Source organism: Nguyenibacter sp. L1, assembly GCF_035199985.1.
Taxonomy (GTDB): Bacteria; Pseudomonadota; Alphaproteobacteria; order Acetobacterales; family Acetobacteraceae; genus Gluconacetobacter; species Gluconacetobacter vanlangensis.
The window spans coordinates 2,901,263-2,921,409 of sequence record NZ_CP127015.1 but is presented as its reverse complement, the minus strand read 5'-3'; the positions used below and the strand labels follow the sequence as shown (position 1 = coordinate 2,921,409).

Here is a 20,147-nt window from a genome sequence, read left to right as displayed (position 1 = left end):
TCCGCCTCCGGCGCACGCCACCATTTCGCCTGCATGATTAAAAAGGAATTGGAAGTCGCTGGTTCTGTTGACATTTTTGTGACGGGCCACCGGCCGCGGAAAACTGCCATCCTGCCGTCCCCGCAGCGCGCCGGCGGGCGGAACCGCCCCTCTGCCGGGCCGTTCGCCCAATGGGCCCACATCCCATGGCAGGCCGCGCCACGGTCGCAGCAGGACTCCCTTCATGCCGAATCCCGATCCCGCGCCTTCCGGCCCCCCTTCTGCCGATTCGTCGCATTCCGATTCAGCGCATTCCGATTCATTACGTTCCGACGCCGCGCATCCCCTGGCCCTTACCCGGCGCACCGCATGGAAGCTGCTCGGCGGGCTGGGCAGTGCGGCCACCCTGACGTCCACCCTGGCGTCTACCCTGGCGCCACCCCTGGCCGCCGCCCGGCCGGCGACGGCTCCGGCGGCCCCCGGACCGCATCCGCCAGCCGCGGCGGCCGGCATTCCCGCCCCCGCCCGCGCGGGCGAAGGCGGCAGCCTGCCCACCGGCATGCTGCGACTGGACGGCACGGGCATGACCCTGCTGCTGATCCGCCGCGCCACCGGCCTGCCCGAGATCGCCTACTGGGGCGGCCGCCTGCCGGATCATCTCGACGCCGCGGCGCTCTACGCCGTCCGGTCCCCGGACACGCCCGATAACGGGCCCGACCAGTGGCAGCCGACGATCACCCTGCTGGATACGATCGGCGCCTGGAATTTCGACCTGCCCGGGCTGGTGGCCGCCCGCCCCGACGGGCGCGACTGGACGGCCCTGTTCCAGGTCGACGCCATCCGGCAGGCGCCGGATGAACTGGTCATCGACGCGTCGGATGCGCTCTCGGCCATCGGCCTGCGCATTACGCTGCGCTGCGCCGACGACGTGCTGGCCGCGTCGATGCGGCTGAGCAACCGGGGCGATGCCCCCCTGCTGGTCGAACGGCTGGTCTCGGGCACCTTCCTGCTGCCCGCCGAAATCGCGGCGCTGGGCGTGCTGCATGGCGCGTGGGCGCATGAATTCGCCATCGCGCCGATGTCCCTGGCCGAGGGCGGCATCGTCATCGAAAGCCGCCGCAACCGCACGCACGACCATTTTCCGGGCATCGTCGCGGGCCTGCCCGCCACCAGCCGCGATGCCGGGCCCGCCTGGGCCGCCCAACTGGGATGGAGCGGCGGCCACCGCCTCTGCGCCGAACGGATGGAAGACGGGCGGATCCGCCTGACGGCCGGCGAATATCTCCATCCCGGCGAAGGCACGCTGGAACCGGGCGCCGGCCTGGACACGCCGACGGTCTATGCGACCTATTCCGCCGATGGCTTCGCCGGCTGTGCCCGCGCCTTCCACGCCTATGCGCGGCGGCACCTACTGCGCTGGCCCACCGGGCAGATGAAGCCCCGCCCCGTGCTGCTCAACAGTTGGGAGGCCAACCAGTTCGACCTGGCCGAGGACCGGCTGCGCCAGCAGATCGACATCGCCGCCCGGCTGGGCGTGGAGCGGTTCGTCCTGGATGACGGCTGGTTCGGCGCCCGCCGCAACGACCGCGCGGGCCTGGGCGACTGGACGCCCGCCCTGGCGCTCTTTCCCCAGGGGCTCTGGCCGCTGTCCGACTATGTCCATGCGCGGGGCATGGAATTCGGCCTGTGGTTCGAGCCCGAGATGGTCAATCCCGACAGCGACCTCTATCGCGCCCACCCGGACTGGGTGCTGCAGGTGCGCGGCCGGACGTCGCCGGCTATCTGCTGCGCGTCATCTCGGAGCAGGTCGTCGACGCGCGCATCGACTATATCAAATGGGATTTCAACCGCGACCTGCTGGCCGCGGCGGACGAAGGCGGCCGTCCCGCCTATCGGCGGCAGGTCCTCGCCCTCTATGCCCTGTGGGACAAGCTGCATGCCGTCCATTCCGCGCTGGAAATCGAAAGCTGCGCCTCGGGCGGCGGCCGGGCCGACTGGGGGGCGCTGGGCCATGTGCAGCGGGTCTGGACCTCGGACAATACATCCGCGCCCGACCGCCTGCTGATCCAGGACGGCGCCTGGCTTTTCCTGCCGCCCGAAATCACGGGCTGCCACATCTCCGCCAGTCCGAACTGGCTGGACCATCGCGCCACGTCGATCGATTTCCGTGCCGCCGTGGCGCTGTTCGGCCATCTGGGGCTGGAACTGGACCCGACCCGCCTTTCCACCGACGAGCAGGACCGGCTGGCCGCGTGGATCGCGCTGCACAAGCGGCTGCGCCCCGTCCTGCATCACGGCCAGATCCAGTTCGGCGAGGCGACGCCCCACCGGATCGTCCGCGGCGTCACCACGCCGGACGGCGGGACCGGCATCTACCTGGTGGCCCAGCGCGACTGGCCGCCCGCCCGCATGCCGTCCCCGGTCCTGCTGCCCGGCCTGTCGTCCGACCGCCGCTATCGCGTGACCATGCCCGGGCCGCAGGCGCTGGGCGGCCATTGGCCGTCGCCCGCCCAGCAGCGCCTGGTGCGTGACGGGCTGGCGATCGACGGGGCGCTGCTGCGCGATGCCGGCCTGTTCCTGCCGCAGATGCCGCCGCAAAGCGCCGTCATCCTGGAATGCCAGGCCCTTTGACCGCGCCCGTTTCCCCGCCCGACTTTTATCCCCCGCGGCGCTTTTGGCGCCCCGGGTGCTTGACAGCGCGCGCGCAAGCCGAAGGATGGCGCAATAACAATCCTATCCGCCCCTTCCCCGGCGGTCCCCATGCAAGGACGATCGACACCATGGCGCCAGCCGCGCAGACCCGAATCCCTTCCCGCCATGTGATCGCTTTCGCAACGACCTCGTGGCTCGCGCTGTCGGCCGTTGCCGTGCCGGGCGTGGCGACGGCCGACAGCGTCGCGGCTGGTCCGGCCGCCGTGGCGCAGGCCCTGCCGTCGGGCATGATATGGCGCCTGGGCGATATGGTGCTGCAGGTCACCGCCCTGCGCGACGACGTGGTGCGGGTGCGGGTGGGGCGGAACGGGTCGTTGCCCGAGGACGCGTCCTGGGCGGTGCTGCCTGCCGCCCGCCGCGCCTCGGTCGCGGTCACCGGGTTCTCGACCGCCGATGCGGTGGGGTTCTCCACCCGGGCGCTGAAGGTCGCGGTGTCCCGCAGGGATGGCGGGGTGACGGTGACCGACCGCACCGGGCGGGTGCTGCTGTCGGACCTGGACGGCGCAATGGTGCCCGACCGGCGCGGCGACGGCTTCACCATGACCAAATCCATCCCGGACGACGCGCATTATTTCGGCCTGGGCGACAAGTTCGGCCCGCTGGACCGGCTGGGCCGCAGCTTCGTCATGTGGAACACCGACAGCTACGGCTACCAGGAAGGGCAGGACCCGCTCTACAAGGACATCCCGTTCTTCATCGGCTATACCAAGGGCGGCTATTACGGGATGTTCCTGGACAATAGCTGGCGCACCAGCTTCGATTTCGGCAAGACGCGGCGCGGCGAGCTGGCGATCGGCGCCGATGGCGGCCCGGTCGATTACTATGTGCTGGCCGGCCCCGACCCCAAGGACGTGGAGCGCGCCTATGCCTGGCTGACCGGCACGCCGGCCATGCAGCCGCTCTGGACCCTGGGTTTTCAGCAATCGCGCTGGGGCTACCCGACCGAGAAGGACGTCCGGGCGATCGTCGCCCGCCTGCGCCACGACCGGATTCCCACCGACGCGATCTGGCTGGATATCGACTACCAACAGCATTACCGGCCTTTCACGGTCGATGCGAAGACCTTTCCGGCCTTCGGAAAAATGGTGTCGGACTTCACCGCCCAGGGCGTGCATACGGTGGCGATCACCGACCTGCATATCGCCGACCTGCCGAACGCGGGCTACGCCCCCTATGACAGCGGCATGGCGCAGGACCGGTTCGTGAAAACCGCCGACGGCAAGCCCTATGTCGCGCCGGTCTGGCCTGGCCCGACCCTGTTCCCGGACTTCACCCAGGCGGCCACCCGCGCCTGGTGGGGCACGCTCTACCGGCAGTTCTACCTTCAGGACGGGATTTCCGGCTTCTGGAACGACATGGACGAACCGGCGATCTTCGACACGCCGACCAAGACCATGCCGCTGGACAACCGCCACCGGATCGACGAGCCGGGCTTCGCCGCGCGCGTTGCGAGCCATCGTGAGATCCACAACCTGTATGGCATGCAGAACCATCGCGCGACCTATGAGGGCCTGCTGGCGCTGAAGCCGGACGAACGGCCCTTCGTGATGACCCGCGCGTCCTATGCCGGCGGCCAGCGCTATGGCGTCACCTGGACCGGCGACAACAGCTCCACCTGGAATCATCTGCGCCTGACCATCCCGATGCTGGAAAGCCTGGGCCTGGGCGGGTTTACCTTCTCGGGTGCCGATATCGGCGGCTTCGCCGGCTCGGCCTCAGCGAACCTGCTGACGAAATGGATCGAGGTGGCGATGTTCACCCCGATCGCCCGCGACCATAGCGACGAGCAGAGCCTGCCGCAGGAGCCCTGGGTCGGCGGCACGGCGCAGGAGGACATCCGCCGCCGCTTCATCGAGGCCCGCTACCGGCTGCTGCCCTATCTCTATACCGTGGCGGAAGAGGCCGCGCGCACCGGCATTCCGATGATGCGGCCGCTGTTCATGGAATTTCCCGCGGGCCTGCTGGACGGCACGCCGCTCGACCTGGCCACCGACAGCCAGTTCATGCTGGGACGCGCGCTGATGGTCGCGGCGCCGCCCAGCCCGGAATCGCCGGGCCCGTACTCCGTCACCCTGCCGGTGGGCGGCTGGTATGATTACTGGACCGGCAAGCCGGTCACCAACCTCAAGCCGCTCAGCCTGTGGGGGGCGGGCGGGTTGTTCATGACCCTGAAGGATACCGGTCCCACCGCGCCGCATACGCTCGGCATTACGCCGCGCCTGGACCAGTTGCCGGTTTTCGTCCGGGCGGGTTCGATCATCCCGCGCCAGAATCTGGTGCAGAGCACCGGCGAAACGCCGGCGGGCCCCTTGCAGTTGGACGTCTATCCCGGCGCCGACTGCCAGGGCAGCCTCTATGCCGATGACGGCCACAGCTTCGCCTTCCGCCACGGTGCCTATAGCCGCACCGCCCTGTCCTGCACGCTGGAGGCCGATCACGGCGTGACGGTCACGATCGGCCGGCCGGAGGGCAGCTTCCAGCCGTGGTGGCACAGCTATCGCATCGTCGTCCATGGGCTGGCGCATGCGCCGCGCGGCGTTGCCGGTGCGACCTATGACGGCGCGGCGGGCAGCGCCAGCTTCGTCGTTCCCGCCAACGGCACCGCCGCGACCTATCGCCTCCGATAGGCGCGGCGCCGGGCACGGCGATGCCGCGTCGTGTTCCTTGCGGTATTTGAAACGATGGATGAGATCCGGCCCGGCGGTCATGCGGGCGCGGGCGCCGCCGACCTTGCCCCGTGCCTGCGCGCGATAGTAGGACTGTCCCAGCCCCCTCCCCTTCGATCCGGTTGCGTCTCCGGATTGTTCCCCATGCCCCAGCGCTGGGGAAACCGAAAACGGACCGGATGATGAATTACGTGACCCCGCCCCCTGTTCAGCGCGCCGCACCGGACGGGCTGACGGCCGTTCAGCGCCTGCGGGGCATCGTTGCCGGGTCGGCGGGCAATCTGGTCGAATATTACGACTGGTACGTCTATTCCGCCTTCTCGCTCTATTTCGCCCATGTCTTCTTCCCCGAGGGCGATCCCACGACCGAATTGCTGCACACCGCGGCGATCTTCGCGGTGGGCTTTCTGATGCGTCCGATCGGCGGCTGGCTGATGGGCATCATGGCCGACCGCCATGGGCGCCGCGCGGCGCTCAGCCTGTCCATCCTGACCATGAGCCTGGGTTCGATGCTGATCGTGCTCTGCCCCGGCTACGACCGGATCGGCGTCGCCGCGCCGGTCGTGCTGGTCGTCGCCCGGCTGATCCAGGGGCTGAGCCTTGGCGGCGAATACGGCGCCAGCGCCACCTACCTGTCCGAGGTCGCGCCCCCCGGGCGGCGCGGCTTCTATTCCAGCTTTCAGTACGTCACGCTGGTGATGGGGCAGTTGCTTGCCCTGCTGGTGCTGCTGGCCATGCAGTTCGCGCTGCTGACCCCGCAGCAGATCGCGGCCTGGGGCTGGCGGGTGCCGTTCGGCATCGGCGCGCTGCTGTCGCTGTCGGTGCTGTGGCTGCGCCGCGACATGCACGAAAGCACGCAATTCACCCGCACGCGCGCCAGCCGCCAGCGCGGCGGCCTGCGGGCGCTGATCCGGCATCCGAAGGCGATCCTGACCGTGTGCGGGCTGACCCTGGGCGGCACCGTCGCCTTTTACACCTATACGATCTACATGCAGAAATACCTGGTCAACACGCTGGGTTTTCCGCGCGAGCGCGCGACCCTGATCGCCGCGTCGGCGCTGTTCGTCTTCGCCCTGGCCCAGCCGGCCTTCGGCGCGCTGTCCGATCGCATCGGCCGCCGGCCGCTGCTGATCGGTTTCGGGCTGCTGGGCACGTTCGGCACCGTGCCGCTGATGCGCGCGCTCTCCGCCGCCCACGGCGCGGCGGGCGCCTTCGCGCTGCTGACCCTCGCTCTGCTGGCGGTCTCGGGCTATACCGCGATCAATGCCGTGGTGAAGGCCGAACAATTCCCGACCCGCATCCGCGCCCTGGGCGTGGCCTTTCCCTATGCCATGACGGTCTCGCTGTTCGGCGGCACGGCGGAATATATCGCGCTGTGGTCCAAGCAGGCCGGGCACGAGGACTGGTTCTACTGGTACGTGTCGGCCTGCGCGCTGTGCTCGCTGCTCACCGTCCTGTTCCTGCTGCCCCGCCAGGGCATGATCGACGGGGATGGAACGAACCCCGCGCGATCTTCCGTTCAGACATAACCGCCGGTCCGGTCGGCCTGCCGCCGCGCCGCCGTGCGCGCCGCCGGGTCGCCCAGTCCGCCGCCGCCCGGCGTCATCACGACCACCCGCTCGTCCGCCGCCACGACATGCAGCCCCTTGCCCGCCAGCCGGCGGCCCGACGCCGTCTGCAGGCAGCCCGGCGCGCCGTCCGCGCCGCCCTGCGCGCCGCGCGGCGGATGATCGATCCGGTCGAACGCCGCCAGCAGGTCGAACGGCCGCGCGTCAAGCGTGCCGATTTCCATGACCTGGCCCAGTCCGCCACGGGTTTCGCCGTCGCCGCCGCTGCCGGGGCGGAACTCCTTGCGCCAGAAGATCAGCGGGCACTGGATTTCCGCGATCTCGACCGGCGTGCCGTGCACCCCGGACGGGAAGGCGGTGGCCGACAAGCCGTCCAGCCCCGGCCGCGCCCCCGTGCCGCCATTGGTGGTGATCGCCAGCGCGAAGGCAAGCGGCGCCGCGGCGCCCGGCGGCACCCATTCCCCACGCACGGCGATATTCCACAGGCAGGACGTGCCCTCGGCCGGAACCCGGTCCGGCAGGGACGTGCGCAGGCAGCCGAACACCATGTCCGGCAGCATCTGCCCCACGATATGACGCGACGACACGGGCGCCGGGCGCTGCGCGTTCAGCACGCAGCCGGCCGGCGCGGTGACGTGGTAGGCCGACAGCGACCCCGCGTTGTTCGGCACGTCGGGCGCGATCGCGCAGGCCAGTCCGAACACCGTATAGGCCCTGGTATAGGCCAGCGGCACATTGATCCCGCGCGACACCGCGGGCGCGGTGCCCGCATAATCCACCGTCACGCCCGCCTCATCGACGCGCAGCCGCGCGCGCAGGGGCAGCGGCGCGTCATAGCCGTCCACCGTCATTTCATACGACCAGCAGCCCCGGGGCAGCGCCGCGATCTTCTCGAGCACCGCCGCGCGCGACCGCGTGATGATGAAATCCGCCAGCGGCTCCAGCGTGTCGATGCCGAATTCGTCCATCATCGCGCGCAGCGCGCGCACGCCCACATCGTTGCACGCCGCCAGCGAATAGGTATCGCCCTCGGTATCGACCGGCAGGCGGGTATTGGCGCGGATCATCGCCATCAGCGTCTCGTTCACCCGGCCCTGGTCGATCAGCTTCAGCATCGGGATCGACAGGCCTTCCATCAGCACGTCCGTCGCCTCGGGGCCGTTGCCCAGCCCGCCGATATCCATCAGGTGGCTGGTGCAGGAAAACAGCCCGACCAGCCTGCCGCGATGGAAGGCCGGCGTGGTGATGACGAAATCGTTCAGGTGTCCCGTGCCCATCCACGGATCGTTGGTGATGTAGGCATCGCCTTCCTTCATCGTCTCGATCGGGAAATGGCGCAGGAAATGCCCCACCGATTCCGCCATCGAATTGACATGGCCCGGCGTGCCCGTCACCGCCTGGGCGATCATCCGCCCCCGCAGGTCGAAAATCCCCGCCGAGATGTCCTCGCACTCCCGCACGATGGGGCTGAAAGCGGTGCGGATCAGCACCTGCGCCTGCTCGCCCACCACGGCGATCAGGCGGTTCCACATGATCTGCAGGTCGATCGCATTCCGTGCGTCCATCACGCCGTCTCCTTCATGTCCATCACGATATTGCCGCCGCCGTCGATATGGGCATCGAACCGCGCCGGGACATAGGTCGTGGTTTCCTGCTCGACGATCAGCGCCGGCCCCGCGACCGCGTCGCCCGGCCGCATTTCGGCGCGCGCATGGACCGCCAGTTCCATCATGCGGTCCCGGCCGCCATCGAACAGCAGGCGGGTGCGCGCCGCCGCGACCGACCGGCGGGCCGGCGTGGGCGGGAAGGGCGCGGGCTGCTCCGCCCGGGTCGACACCGTGACCGACCAGTTCAGGATTTCTACCGGCGCGCCGGGAATGATCCGTGCGAACTGGCGGGCATATTCGGCCTCGAACGCCGCGCGCATGGCCGGCAGCGCGGCCTGGTCCAGCGGGCCGTCGGGCAGCGTCACGGCGATTTCATGCCCCTGCCCGACATAGCGCATGAAGGCCCCGCGCCGCACCGTCAGCGACGCGGCGCGCGCGTCATCCTGCACCATGCCCCGCGCGGTCGCGGTCATCTGGTCCAGCAATGCCGACACGCCCGCCCCGTCGAACTGCGCATCCAGCCGCGCGGGGTGGGACCGCACCAGTTCGAACGAGACCGGCGCGGCCAGGAATCCCACCGCCGATCCCACCCCGGCATTGGCCGGCACGATCAGCCGCCGCACCCCCAGCTTCTCGGCTACGCGTCCGGCATGCAGCGGCGCGGCGCCGCCGAAGGCGATCATGGTATGGGTGCCGATCACCGCCCCGCGCTCGGCGGCATGGACCCGGGCCGCGCTGGCCATGGTCTCGCACACGATCTCATAGACCGCGTGGGCCGCCATCTCGGGCGACAGGCCCAGCGGGCCGCCGATCGCCGCATCCAGCGCCGCCGCCGCCCGTTCGGGCCGCAGGGTCATGCCGCCGCCGGCGAACCCTTCGGGCTGGAGCAGCCCCAGCACCAGGTCGGCATCGGTCACCGCCGGCCGCGTGCCACCCAGTCCGTAACAGGCCGGCCCCGGCACCGAAGAGGCGCTTTCCGGCCCGACCACCACCCGCCGCATCGCGTCCAGATGCGCGATCGACCCGCCCCCCGCGCCGATCTCGACCATCTCGATCACCGGAATCCGCAGCGGCAGGCCCGATCCTTTCATGAAGCGCGCGGTGCGATCCACCTCGAAGAAACGCGAGGAGGCCGGCTGCCCCCGTTCGATCAGGCAGATCTTGGCGGTGGTGCCCCCCATGTCGAAGGACAGGACCCGCCCCTCCGACAATTGCCCGGCGCATTGCGCGGCGAAGATCGCCCCGCCGGCCGGGCCGGATTCCACCAGCCGCACCGGAAATTGCCGCGCGGCCTCGAGCGACGTCAGCCCCCCGCCCGAGGTCACCAGATAGAGCGCGCCCCGGAAGGCGCGCCCGTCCAGCGCCTGGCGCAGCCGGCCCAGATAGCCGGCCATCAGCGGCTGGACATAGGCGTTGGCCACGGTGGTCGAGGTTCGCTCATATTCGCGTATTTCCGGGCAGACCGCGCTGGAAATCGAAATCGGCACCTCGGGCAACGCCTCGGCCAGCAGGTCGCGGGCCCGGCGCTCGTGCGCCGGATTGGCATAGGCGTGCAGAAAGGCGATCGCGATCGCCTCGGCCCCGGCGGCGCGCAGATGCGGCACCAGGGCGCGCACCGCCGCCTCGTCCAGCGGGCGTTGCACGCGCCCCCGGGCATCCATGCGTTCGGGCACGGCAAAGCGGTGGGGCCGCGCCACCAGCGGCTCGGGCTTGCGGATCATGATGTCGTACTGGTCGAACCGGCTTTCCGTGCCGATTTCCAGGATGTCCCGGAATCCCTCGGTACCGACCAGCATCGTCCGCGCGCCGCGCCGCTCGATGATCGCATTGGTCGCCAGCGTCGTGCCGTGCACGAAGACCGCGACATCGGAAAAATCGAGCCCGGCATCCGCCAGCACCAGGCCGATGCCGGTCATCACCCCGTCCTCGGGCGCGGCGGGCGTGGTCAGGACCTTGCGCGTCCGGCGCCCCTGCGGCGTTTCCAGCACGATGTCGGTAAAGGTGCCGCCGATATCGGCCGCCAGGCGAACGGATGATGGGGGGGACATGCCATGCCTCCAGCTTCGGGTTAGGATAGGGCCAGGCGCCGGCTGACGGCACCGGACCGACAGCAGCGAGGCCGCCCATGACCAAGACGAAATCCCCCCGGCGCATGACGGACGACCACGCGGCGGATTCGCGCGCCACGGCCACGGAACGCGCCTTCATCGTCTCGTCCTCGCATCTCGCCAGTCCGGGCCATGAGGATCTCAGCGAATTCGAATTCGCGCTGACGGTGGTCAATCACGCCTTCCAGCGCTGGGTGGTGCGGGGCATGGCGGCGGCGGGGCTGCCCGATCTCTCGCCGCTGGATGCGCTGGTCCTGCACAGCGCCAATCACCGCCACCGGCAGAAAAGCATCTCGGACCTGATGTTCACGCTCAATCTGTCCGAACGCCATTCCCTCAACTACGCGATGAAGAAGCTCGACCGGCTGGGCCTGATCGCCCGCCGGCGCGACGGCAAGGAGGTCTTCGTCGGCACGACCGACAAGGGCCGCGCGGTGTGCGAGGAATATGCCCGCATCCGCCGGATCTGCCTGCTGGAACTGATCCCGCCCGACCGCAGCCCGGGCGGCAGCAGGATCGGCGACGTCGCGAAAGCCCTTCGCGTGCTGACGGGCTTTTACGAACAGGCCTCGCGCTCGGCCTCCTCGCTCTGACGGTCCGATTCGGAAATTCGCGTGCGCGTGTCTCGGGCGGGACATTGGCGGCGGCCGGCGCGGCTCATTCATGGCGGATCGCGAATGCCGGGGCGTGATAGCCGATCGGCGCGCCATCCGCCGCCAGGACGGCCTGCACCACGCCGTCGCGCGGCGCGACGATCGGCAGCAGCGCCGGACCGATTTCCACGAAGCCCAGGATCGTCCCCGCCGCGACGCGCGCGCGCGCCGCGCCGTCCCCGGCATGCCCCGCAGTCACCGCCCCCGCAATCACATTTCCCTGGCGGAACACCCCCATTTCCGGACTCGGCACCTCCGTCACGGCTGCGTTCTCTGGCGCGTCCTCCGATTGGGGCGCGTCCGTCCCGGGTGCCGCGAGGCGGACGGTCAGCGTCTCGGCGCCGTCCGCCAGCGACAGGCTGCGCATGTGCTGGCGCCGCATGGCCGCCACCAGACGCGGCAGTGCGTCCAGCAAGGTCATGGCGCGTCCTTCCGTGGCGTCATCGTCTCCAGATCCAGTGACTCCAGGTAATGGACGCCGACCCCGCCGGTCCGGAAATCCTCGGTTTCCATCAGGCGGCGATGCAACGGTGCGGTGGTGGCGATCCCTTCGATCGTCATTTCGTCCAGCGCCGCGCGCATGCGTGCCAGCGCGTCGGCCCGGTCGGCCCCATGAACGATCAGCTTGGCGACCAGCGAATCGTACTGCGGCGGCACGCGGTACCCCGCATGGAGATGCGTATCCACCCGCACCCCCGGTCCCCCCGGGGGATGCCAGGCGCGCACCAGGCCGGGGCTGGGGACGAAATGCAGCGGGTCCTCGGCATTGATCCGGCATTCGATCGCATGCCCCCGCGTCGCGATATCCGCCTGCGTGAGTCCAAGCGGCTGCCCGGCCGCGATGCGCAACTGCGCGCGCACGATATCGATGCCGGTCGTCATCTCGGTCACCGGATGCTCGACCTGCAGGCGGGTATTCATCTCGATGAAGAAAAATTCCCCGTCCTCATACAGGAATTCGAAGGTTCCCGCCCCCTCGTACCCCATGTCCAGGCAGGCCCGGACACAGGCCGCGCCCAGTTCGGCGATCCGCCCGGGGGCGATCCCGACCGGGGGCGCTTCCTCGACCAGTTTCTGGTGCCGCCGCTGGACCGAGCAATCCCGCGCCCCCAGCCAGACGGCATGCCCCGCCCTGTCGGCCAGCACCTGGATTTCGACATGGCGCGGATGCTGCAGAAACCGCTCGGCATAGACCGACGCGTTGCCGAAGGCCCGGCCGGCCTCCTGCCGCGCGGTCTCGACCGCTTCGCGCAGCGCCCCGGCCCGATGCACCACCCGCATGCCCCGTCCGCCGCCGCCGCCCGCCGCCTTGACGATCAGCGGATAGCCCAGCGCGTCGCACAGGCGCTGGGCCGCCGCCATGTCGTCCGGCAGCGCGCCGTCCGACCCGGGCAGGCACGGCACGCCCGACCGCCGCATCTGCCGTTTGGCCGCGATCTTGTCGCCCATCATGCGCATGATCGCGGCGGACGGCCCCACCAGCACCAGGCCCGCCCGTTCGACCGAAGCGGCGAAATCGGCGCTTTCCGACAGAAAGCCATAGCCCGGATGGATCGCATCCGCCCCGGTCAGCGCCGCCGCCCGCAGGATGCGCGCCCCGTCCAGATAGCTGTGCGACGCCGCCGCCGGCCCGATGCAGATCCGCTCATCCACCAGGCGCAGATGCGCCAGCCCGGCATCCGCCTCGGAATAGACCCCCACGCTGCGCAGTCCCAGCAGGCGGCAAGCCCGGGCGATGCGCAGGGCGACTTCGCCCCGGTTGGCGATCAGGACGGTGCGGATCTCAGCCATTCCGCGCCTCATCCAGCCGCGTGACGGCAAATAGCGGCGTTCCCGGCTCGACCGCCTGTCCGTTCGCGCACAGCGTCTCGCGGATTATGCAGGCGAATTCCGCCTCGATCCGCGTCAGCGTCTTCATCACGTCCAGGACATAGAGCGGCTGCCCCGCCGCGACCCTGTCCCCCACGCCGACGAAGGGCGCGGCATCCGGGGCGGGCGCGGCATAGAACTGCCCATACATCGTCGCGGCGATCACCTCGGGCGTGGCGGCGGGCTTATCCCCCATCCCGTTCCGCGTCGCGGCCGGCGACGGAGCCAGCGGCGGGGCCAGCGTAGGGGCCAGCGTAGGGGGATGTGGAGCGGCCGCGTCGTCGTCCCGCACCAGGCGGATCTGCTGGTCGCCATGCCGGTATTCCAGCTCGGCGATGCCCAGCGCGCGCATCCGGGCCATCAGCGCCTCGATCTGCTCCAGCGTCAGCATCATGGCCGCCGCCTTTCAGGTCAGCGCGCGCAGGGCGATGCCCGCCGCTTCCAGCCGCGCACGTGTCAGGCGCGCCACTGTGACGGATTCGGCGTTGTCGCCATGCACGCAGATCGTGTCGATCTGCGTCGGCAGCATCCGGCCCGACACGGTCTCGATCGCGCCCGCCCGCACCATGCGCACCACCCGGTCGGCGGCGAACGCCGCGTCATGCAGCACGGCGCCCGGTTCCTTGCGCGGCACCAGGTGCCCGTCCTCGGTATAGGCCCGGTCGGCGAAGATCTCGGAAAAGATCGTCATGCCCCGCGCGCGGCCGATCCGCTCCAGATGGCTCAGCGCGATCGCCACCACCGGCAGCGCCGGATCGATGCGCCGTACCGCCTCGATCACCGCCTCGGCCACCGCCGGGTCGCGCTCGGTCAGGTTGCCCAGCGCGCCATGCGCCTTCACATAGGTCATGCGGTGTCCGGCATAGGCCGCCAGCGCCCGCGCCGCGCCGACCTGATAGGCGACGATCCGCTCGATCTCGCCGGTGGAAAACGGCATGACCCGCCGCCCGAACCCCCACAAATCCGGAAAGCCCGGATGCGCCCCGGCCGCGACCCCCTTCGCGCGCGCCAGGGCAAAGGTCGCGGCCATCACTTCCGGGTCGCCGCCATGAAACCCGCATGCCACGTTGGCCGAGGTCACGACATCCAGCATCGCCGCGTCGTTGCCGATCGTATACTGGCCGAAGCTCTCGCCCAGGTCGGCGTTCAGGTCGATCGTCTTGCGTCCGGTCATGGCATTCTTCTCCAGCAATCGGGACTTACGCCGGGATCGGCATGTGGCGCAGAGCGGCGAATTCCGCCTGTCGCCGGGCCTGGCGCGCCGCCGCGTCCCGCAGGGCCGCGACCGCCTCGGCCCGGCTGGTCTCGACGAAGCGGATGCGCCCGTTCACCGGAGTCTGCGCCAGCAGGCGCAGATCGGGCGCGATCACGGTCGCGATCTTCGGATAGCCGCCGCAGGTATTGGCGTCGGCCATCTGCACGATCGGCTGCCCGGCCGGCGGCACCTGCACCGTGCCCGGCACGATCCCGTGCGAAAACAGGCTCATCGCCCGTTGCAGGGCCAGGGGTTCGCCCTCAAGCCGATAGCCCATGCGGTTGGCGCTGGGCGTGACCCGCCAGGTTTCGGCGAGGAATGCGTGCCGCGCCGCCGCGGTGAAATCGCCGAATTCGGCGGCCGGCAGCACCCGCACCCGCGTTTCCCCGGCATCGGGCAGCGGGCAGCGTTCCGCCAGGCCCCAGCCGCAGCGCGGCGGCCCCGGCTCCGCCGCCGGCCCGCAGCGCAGCACGTCACCCCGCTGCAGCGCCCGCCCCTCCAGCCCGCCAAAACCGCCCTTGAGATCGGTGGCCCGCGCGCCCAGCACCAGGGGCACGTCGATCCCCCCCGCCAGCGCCAGGTAAGTGCGGCATCCTTCCGCCGGGGGACCGATCTCCAGCACCTGTCCGGGCGCCGCCCAGCACGCCCAGTCGGGCGGGAGCGCCAGGCCGTCCAGCCGTACCGGCCCGCGCGCGCCCGTTACGGCAAAGGCCAGCGCGGCCAGGAAGCGCACCCGGAAGGGAAAGAACGCGATCTCGATCCCCGCCGCGCCCGCCGGTTCGCCAGAATCGCTTGTCCGATCGCTTGTCCGATCGCCTGTCGGATTGCCCAGCAGCATGTTGCCGCAGGCCAGGGCCGGCCCGTCCATCGCCCCGCCGCGCGCCACGCCCAGGGTCATGGCGTGCGGCCGCCCCTGGTCCTGGATGGTGTTCAGCGCCGACCCGGTCAGGATCTCGATCATGCGGCCCCCATTGCCCGGTCCGTCACCCGGCCTGCGTGAAACGCACGCGGTCGCCGATCCGCAGCAGCCCAGGTTCGGCGCGCGCCGCATCGAACAGCACCGCGTCGGTGCGCCCGATGATGTGCCAGCCCGACGGCGCGGTACACGGCATCACGCCCGCATGGCCGCCGCCCACCATCACCGCCCCGCGCGCCACCGTCAGGCGCGGCGTGTCGCGGCGCGGGATCGCCAGACGCGGGTCCAGCCCGGTCAGGTAGGCAAAGCCCGGCATCGCCCCGATGGCCGCCACGCTGTATTCCCCCGCAAGGTGCAGCGCGATCGTCTCGTCTTCGGAGAGGCCGGCATGCGCCGCCACCAGTTTCAGGTCCTCGCCGAACGCGCCGCCATAAGTGACCGGGATTTCCACCAGGCGCGCCGGCACCGGCTCGGGCGATGCCGCCTGCCAGCATGCGCGGACCCGTTGTTCGACATCGTCGGGATCGGTCCGCAGCGCATCGAACGTCACCAGCAGGTTATTGACCCCCGGCACCGCCTGCACCACCGCCGGATCGGCCGCCAGCGCCCGCGCCGCCGCCCAGACGCGGCGCTGCGCCGCCGGGTCGAACGCGCCGTGGGCCACGTCCAGCAGCACGGCCCCCGTGCCGGCCATGCTGAGCCGCGCCGTCACGCCCCGTCCCCCTGCCGGCGCGCATGGAACATGCGGCGCGGCATCGCCCAGGCGGCGGCGGCCCCGCACAGGATGATCCCGGCGGTGATGTAGAACACGCCGTGGAAATTGCCGGTGGCCTGCAGCAGATAGCCGGTCATGATCGGCGCCAGGATTCCCAGCCCGTTGCTGAAGGTCAGGGTCAGCCCGGTCACCGCGCCCAGAATGTCGTGCTCGATGACCAGGTCCGCCAGCAGCGCCATGTTGGCGCCGGTCCCCGCCGCCACGAAGGCCATCGACACCGCCAGCAGCGGAATGATCGTGCCCGCCGTCCCGCACAGCGGCAGCAGCCCCATCAGCGCCGCCAGGATCAGATAGGCGCACACCACCTTGCGCCGCGCGCCGTGGGCCAGCGACCGGCCGGCCATCAGCCGCTCGCCGAGCTTGCCCGCGGTGATCGAGATCACCGCCGCGCCGCAATAGCAATAGGCCGTATAGGCGCCTGCCTGCACCATGCCCAGATGCAGCACCTGCCGCAGGATCAGCGGCAGCCAGGACATCAGCAGGAAATTCGCGTAATTGGCGCAGCATTGCGCAATCACCACGCCCCAGAAACTGGACGAGCCGAACAGCACGGGCACCGACAGGGTTCCGCGCCGCGCCGGCGACGGGTCCCGGTACGGCTGCGGATGCTGCCCGGGGTGCTGCTCGGGATGGATGAACCACCAGCACACCGACCAGACCAGCCCAAGCGCCCCCAGCATGCCGAAGGCCGGGCGCCAGCCGAAATGGGCGATCAGCCACGCCCCCGCAGCCGCTCCGCCGGCCAGCCCGATCGGAATCCCGCAGACGAAGGCCGTCATCATCACGCCGCGCTCGGTCGGCGGCGCCCAGGCCCGCACGACCTTGTTGCCCAGCGAGAAGGTCGGCGCCTCGCCGATGCCCAGCAGCACGCGGGTGGCGATGAAGGCCGCAATCCCGGCCGCCAGCCCGCCCAGGATCATCGCCAGCGACCACAGCGCCACCGCCAGCGCGCCGACCCGCCGCACGCCCAGCCGGTCCAGCAGGATCGCGCTGGGCAGGTTCAGGATGAAATAGGACCACAGGAAACTGGACAGGACCCAGCCGATCTCGCCCGATGTCAGGCCGAATTCCCGCGCGATCGCCGGCATGCCCGCCGACAGCGCCGCCCGGTCGCCATAGCAGATCACGCACATCGCCACCGTCAGCGCATAGATCACGAATCGGAACGGCCGCGCCGTGGCCGGGTCGCGGACGGCATCGGGACGGACGAGGATCTGTGCGGGGTGCTGCAACGGGCGCGCTCCGTCAGAAGGTGAAGGCCGTCTGCACATAATACATGCCGCCATTGAACCCGTATGGCGAATAGTACGAATATTTATAGGCGTTGAACAATGATTTGATGATCGGTGGCGGAACGCGGGTCGGGTATTTGTTGCCCAGATTGTTGGCCCCCGCCGTTACCGTCCAGCGCGGCATGATCTGGTAGCTGACCGAAAGATTGGTCAGGAACGCCGGATTCTGCGCCACCGGCGGCGAGGTCGGGCTGGCCAGGAAGATCGTCGAGCCGAATCGCTGCTCCTGGACGAAGAGGTTCCATTTGCCGAAAGTCCAGCCGACCGACAGGTTTTCGCGGTTCTTCGGCGCGGAATGCAGCAGCATCTCCGCGGCATAGGTGTTGAAGCTGCTCAGCCCCATCGCGCTGAGCACCGGGGGCGTCCTGTTGTCGCTGCGGATCTCGTTGTCCGAATAATTGAAGCTGAAATCGAAGCGGAACGTGCCCGAGGCGTTTGTGTGCAGGGTGTAACCGGTCTCGATGTCCCCGCCATAGGTGTGCGTGTTCACCGGGTTGGTGTAGTACGAGGCATAGGTGACGTTATGCAGCCCCGACGCCTCCAGGATCCGCGCCACGTCCGGGCCGCCCAGCGTGGTCGTGCTGGCCAGCCGGTCATTGATGGAGATATAGTACAGATTGCCCGTCAGGTGCCAGTTTTCCAGCGGCGTGGCGTCGATCCCGATACTGTAGCTGGTCGAATATTCGCCCTTGATGCTGCCCGCGCCCAGCGCCTTGGCGGCCGGGCTGCTGTTGGGCAACTGGTCGACCGAATAGGTCGCGAACGGTGCGCTGTAGAAATAGTAGGTCTGTCCCAGGGTGGGCGGGCGATAGCCGGAATTGACGCCGGCGCGGATCGCCCAGTTGCGGTTGAAATTATAGCGCGTGCCGATCGACCCGGTCTCGACCGTTGCCAGGTGGGTATAGCTGACGGCCCGGCCGCCCAATGTCCATTCCCAGTTCCGCGTGGCGTACAGATCGAGATTGACGTTGCCGTCATAGACGTCGCGCCCGCGCTGGGTCGCGGCCATCGGCACGTTGCCGGCATGGTCCGTCGCCCCCAGCCCGATCCAGGACGCGGTTTCGCCCTCGGTCATCTGGAACGTGTCGCGGCGATATTCCCCGCCGAAGCGCAGGGCGACCGGCCGGGGCAGCAGCGCGGTGCGGAACAGCCGCGACCCGCGCAGCCCGGTCGAGAATTGCCCGGTGATCGCGCTGCCGTCGCGGAAATCCCGCGGACTGGCGTCGCCCAGCGTGATGTTGTTGCTGTGCACGGTGGAATAGGCCTGGTCGTCGCGGCCGTAATTGGCATACAGGTCCCAGGCGAAGCCGAATTTCTCGGCCTTGATCCCGTTATCCGTCTCGAAATCGTACTGGTCCATGAAGATGTACGGAATCGCCCCGTACGGCCACAGCGTGCTGTTGGTCAGGCTGTTGGCCGCGCTGCGATAGGTCTCGGCCACATCCACCCGCCGATGGCCGAAGGTGGAGGTGCTGTACAGGCTGGCATTGCGGTCCAGCGGGAGCGACATGGTCTCGCTCAGCGTCTCCATGGTGGATTTCGGAATCCCCAGGATGCGCTGCACGTCGCGGCTGGCCGTCGCGTTCAGCGGGTTGCCGACGGGATAGAGCTGCCCGACGAACAGGCCGGTGCGGTTGGTGGGCTGCTGGTGCGTCACCTGCGCCGCCAGATCCAGATAGCCGCCGTTCCCGCCCAGCGCGAAGGCATAGTCGCCGTATCCGTTCAGCCCCTGGCCGTCCCCGGCGTAATAGCCGCTGTTCTGCAGGTTGACCGACCCGCCATGGGTCTTCTGCTTCAGCACGATATTGACCGCGCCCGCCAGCGCGTCCTGGCCGTACAGGGCCGACGCGCCCTCGGTTATGACCTCGATATGGTCGATGGCGGAGATCGGGATCAGCGAGATGTCGACCGGCTCGGTGCCCCAGTTCGGCCCGGCATTGGCGTTGAAATTCGCCCCGATATGCCGCCGGTGTCCGTTGACCAGGATCAGCGTGTCGTCCGCCGACTGGCCACGCAACTGCATGGTCTGCACGAAGGCGTTGTTGCCCACCCCCGGCTGCGGTGGCGCGGTGATCGCGGCCGAGGCCTGGGCCAGCGCGCTCATCACGTTCGTCTGCCCGGTCGCCATCAACTGCGCGCCGGATATCACCGTCACCTGCATCGTGCTGTGCTGCCGGGTCGCGGTCGACAGCACCGAATCCCCCGGCGCCGCCGCCGCGGTCACGCTGACTTCCTCGGCCCGCGCCGCCGGCAACAGGGGCGTGCGGCGCGGCCGCCCCGGGGATTGCATGGCCGGGGATTGCATGGCGGGCGCCGCCGCCACGGTCCGTGCGTCCGGGCCCTGTCCATGCGGGGCATGCGCGTGGCGCATCCGTCTGTTGACGGTGGGCTTGTTGACGGCGGGCCTGATGACGGTGGGCCTGATGACGGTGGGCCTGGGGGCGGCATGCGGCGGGCTTTGTGCCGGTACGTCCTGCGCATGGCCGGGCGTCGCCCGCATCATCAACGCCCCCAAGGTCAGCGCCTCCAGGGCGGCGCCACCTAGCAGCCAAGTCCTTACCCCGAAAAATCCGGGCATCGTCGTCGCTCCTGAATGCGTGGGCGGCGGGCGGCCGCGTTCATGTGCATATTATGTCCAAATTATACATATAACGATGTCGGAACCAAACGATTTGTTATCGTCCTGTTACCCTTCGGCAGGCGGGTCGGGCCGGAAATCCGTTAAGAGACTTGAGAATCAAAAAAAA

Annotated in this window: 13 protein-coding genes and 1 pseudogene; 4 read left to right on the top strand and 10 right to left on the bottom strand. The window is 69.6% G+C overall.

Going from position 1 to position 20,147, the window contains the following annotated elements:
- The first annotated feature begins 223 nt into the window (after positions 1-223).
- The 3 genes and pseudogenes from QN315_RS13150 (at position 224) to QN315_RS13140 (ending at position 6,886) form a co-directional block, all read left to right on the top strand.
- A pseudogene (locus QN315_RS13150) lies at positions 224-2,610 on the top strand (alpha-galactosidase).
- A 149-nt stretch (positions 2,611-2,759) separates the two neighbouring features.
- Positions 2,760-5,318: a TIM-barrel domain-containing protein gene (locus tag QN315_RS13145; RefSeq protein ID WP_323989708.1), complete on the top strand. Its 2,559-nt coding sequence runs from the start codon at positions 2,760-2,762 to the stop codon at positions 5,316-5,318.
- A gap of 269 nt (positions 5,319-5,587) precedes the next feature.
- Positions 5,588-6,886, top strand: a complete 1,299-nt coding sequence (locus QN315_RS13140) for an MFS transporter (protein ID WP_323993489.1) — start codon at positions 5,588-5,590, stop codon at positions 6,884-6,886.
- On the opposite strand, the gene QN315_RS13135 is transcribed toward QN315_RS13140, so the two are convergent.
- Together QN315_RS13135 and QN315_RS13130 are read right to left on the bottom strand one after the other, a co-directional pair.
- Positions 6,877-8,490 (bottom strand): hydantoinase B/oxoprolinase family protein, encoded by a 1,614-nt coding sequence (locus QN315_RS13135; protein WP_323989707.1) that lies wholly within the window; start codon positions 8,488-8,490, stop codon positions 6,877-6,879. The two genes, QN315_RS13140 and QN315_RS13135, sit on opposite strands and share 10 nt — an antisense overlap.
- Positions 8,490-10,580, bottom strand: coding sequence for a hydantoinase/oxoprolinase family protein (locus QN315_RS13130; RefSeq protein WP_323989705.1), 2,091 nt, complete (start codon positions 10,578-10,580; stop codon positions 8,490-8,492). Before QN315_RS13130 ends, QN315_RS13135 begins: the two co-directional genes overlap by 1 nt.
- A 77-nt stretch (positions 10,581-10,657) precedes the next feature.
- Between QN315_RS13130 and QN315_RS13125 the strand changes: the two genes are divergently transcribed.
- The gene (locus QN315_RS13125) at positions 10,658-11,233 is read left to right on the top strand and encodes a winged helix DNA-binding protein (RefSeq protein ID WP_246285772.1); all 576 of its coding nucleotides are present in this window, start codon (positions 10,658-10,660) and stop codon (positions 11,231-11,233) included.
- 64 nt (positions 11,234-11,297) lie between these two features.
- Here the strand turns inward: QN315_RS13125 and QN315_RS13120 are convergent, their stop codons facing one another.
- The 8 genes from QN315_RS13120 to QN315_RS13085 form a co-directional block, all read right to left on the bottom strand.
- Complete coding sequence (locus QN315_RS13120; RefSeq protein ID WP_323989704.1) at positions 11,298-11,714, bottom strand: hypothetical protein; 417 nt, start codon at positions 11,712-11,714, stop codon at positions 11,298-11,300.
- On the bottom strand, positions 11,711-13,084 hold the full coding sequence (gene accC, locus QN315_RS13115; RefSeq protein WP_323989703.1) for an acetyl-CoA carboxylase biotin carboxylase subunit: 1,374 nt from the start codon (positions 13,082-13,084) through the stop codon (positions 11,711-11,713). The genes QN315_RS13120 and accC overlap by 4 nt, the downstream gene beginning before the upstream one ends.
- Positions 13,077-13,556 carry a biotin/lipoyl-containing protein gene (locus QN315_RS13110; protein WP_323989702.1) on the bottom strand — a complete coding sequence of 160 codons (480 nt, stop codon included), beginning with the start codon at positions 13,554-13,556 and terminating at the stop codon, positions 13,077-13,079. Before QN315_RS13110 ends, accC begins: the two co-directional genes overlap by 8 nt.
- Positions 13,557-13,568: 12 nt before the next feature.
- Positions 13,569-14,336 (bottom strand): 5-oxoprolinase subunit PxpA, encoded by a 768-nt coding sequence (locus tag QN315_RS13105; RefSeq protein ID WP_323989701.1) that lies wholly within the window; start codon positions 14,334-14,336, stop codon positions 13,569-13,571.
- A gap of 25 nt (positions 14,337-14,361) precedes the next feature.
- Positions 14,362-15,378, bottom strand: coding sequence for a biotin-dependent carboxyltransferase family protein (locus QN315_RS13100; protein WP_323989700.1), 1,017 nt, complete (start codon positions 15,376-15,378; stop codon positions 14,362-14,364).
- A 22-nt stretch (positions 15,379-15,400) separates the two neighbouring features.
- A complete protein-coding gene (gene pxpB / locus QN315_RS13095) occupies positions 15,401-16,045 on the bottom strand; it encodes a 5-oxoprolinase subunit PxpB (RefSeq protein WP_323989699.1) in 645 nt (214 codons plus the stop codon).
- Entirely contained in the window at positions 16,042-17,241 is a 1,200-nt protein-coding gene (locus tag QN315_RS13090; RefSeq protein WP_408904638.1) for an MFS transporter, read from the bottom strand. Before QN315_RS13090 ends, pxpB begins: the two co-directional genes overlap by 4 nt.
- A 112-nt stretch (positions 17,242-17,353) precedes the next feature.
- Entirely contained in the window at positions 17,354-19,978 is a 2,625-nt protein-coding gene (locus tag QN315_RS13085) for a TonB-dependent receptor domain-containing protein (RefSeq protein WP_408904520.1), read from the bottom strand.
- Positions 19,979-20,147 lie beyond the last annotated feature (169 nt).

What these genes read in the sequence shown, in the direction of transcription:
- QN315_RS13145 (WP_323989708.1), top strand. Translation starts at nt 2,760, where the DNA reads ATGGCGCCAGCCGCGCAGACCCGAATCCCTTCCCGCCATGTGATCGCT.
- QN315_RS13135 (WP_323989707.1), bottom strand. Translation starts at nt 8,490, where the DNA reads ATGGACGCACGGAATGCGATCGACCTGCAGATCATGTGGAACCGCCTG.
- QN315_RS13130 (WP_323989705.1), bottom strand. Translation starts at nt 10,580, where the DNA reads ATGTCCCCCCCATCATCCGTTCGCCTGGCGGCCGATATCGGCGGCACC.
- QN315_RS13125 (WP_246285772.1), top strand. Translation starts at nt 10,658, where the DNA reads ATGACCAAGACGAAATCCCCCCGGCGCATGACGGACGACCACGCGGCG.
- QN315_RS13120 (WP_323989704.1), bottom strand. Translation starts at nt 11,714, where the DNA reads ATGACCTTGCTGGACGCACTGCCGCGTCTGGTGGCGGCCATGCGGCGC.
- accC (WP_323989703.1), bottom strand. Translation starts at nt 13,084, where the DNA reads ATGGCTGAGATCCGCACCGTCCTGATCGCCAACCGGGGCGAAGTCGCC.
- QN315_RS13110 (WP_323989702.1), bottom strand. Translation starts at nt 13,556, where the DNA reads ATGATGCTGACGCTGGAGCAGATCGAGGCGCTGATGGCCCGGATGCGC.
- QN315_RS13105 (WP_323989701.1), bottom strand. Translation starts at nt 14,336, where the DNA reads ATGACCGGACGCAAGACGATCGACCTGAACGCCGACCTGGGCGAGAGC.
- QN315_RS13100 (WP_323989700.1), bottom strand. Translation starts at nt 15,378, where the DNA reads ATGATCGAGATCCTGACCGGGTCGGCGCTGAACACCATCCAGGACCAG.
- QN315_RS13090 (WP_408904638.1), bottom strand. Translation starts at nt 17,241, where the DNA reads ATGTGCGTGATCTGCTATGGCGACCGGGCGGCGCTGTCGGCGGGCATG.
- QN315_RS13085 (WP_408904520.1), bottom strand. Translation starts at nt 19,978, where the DNA reads ATGCCCGGATTTTTCGGGGTAAGGACTTGGCTGCTAGGTGGCGCCGCC.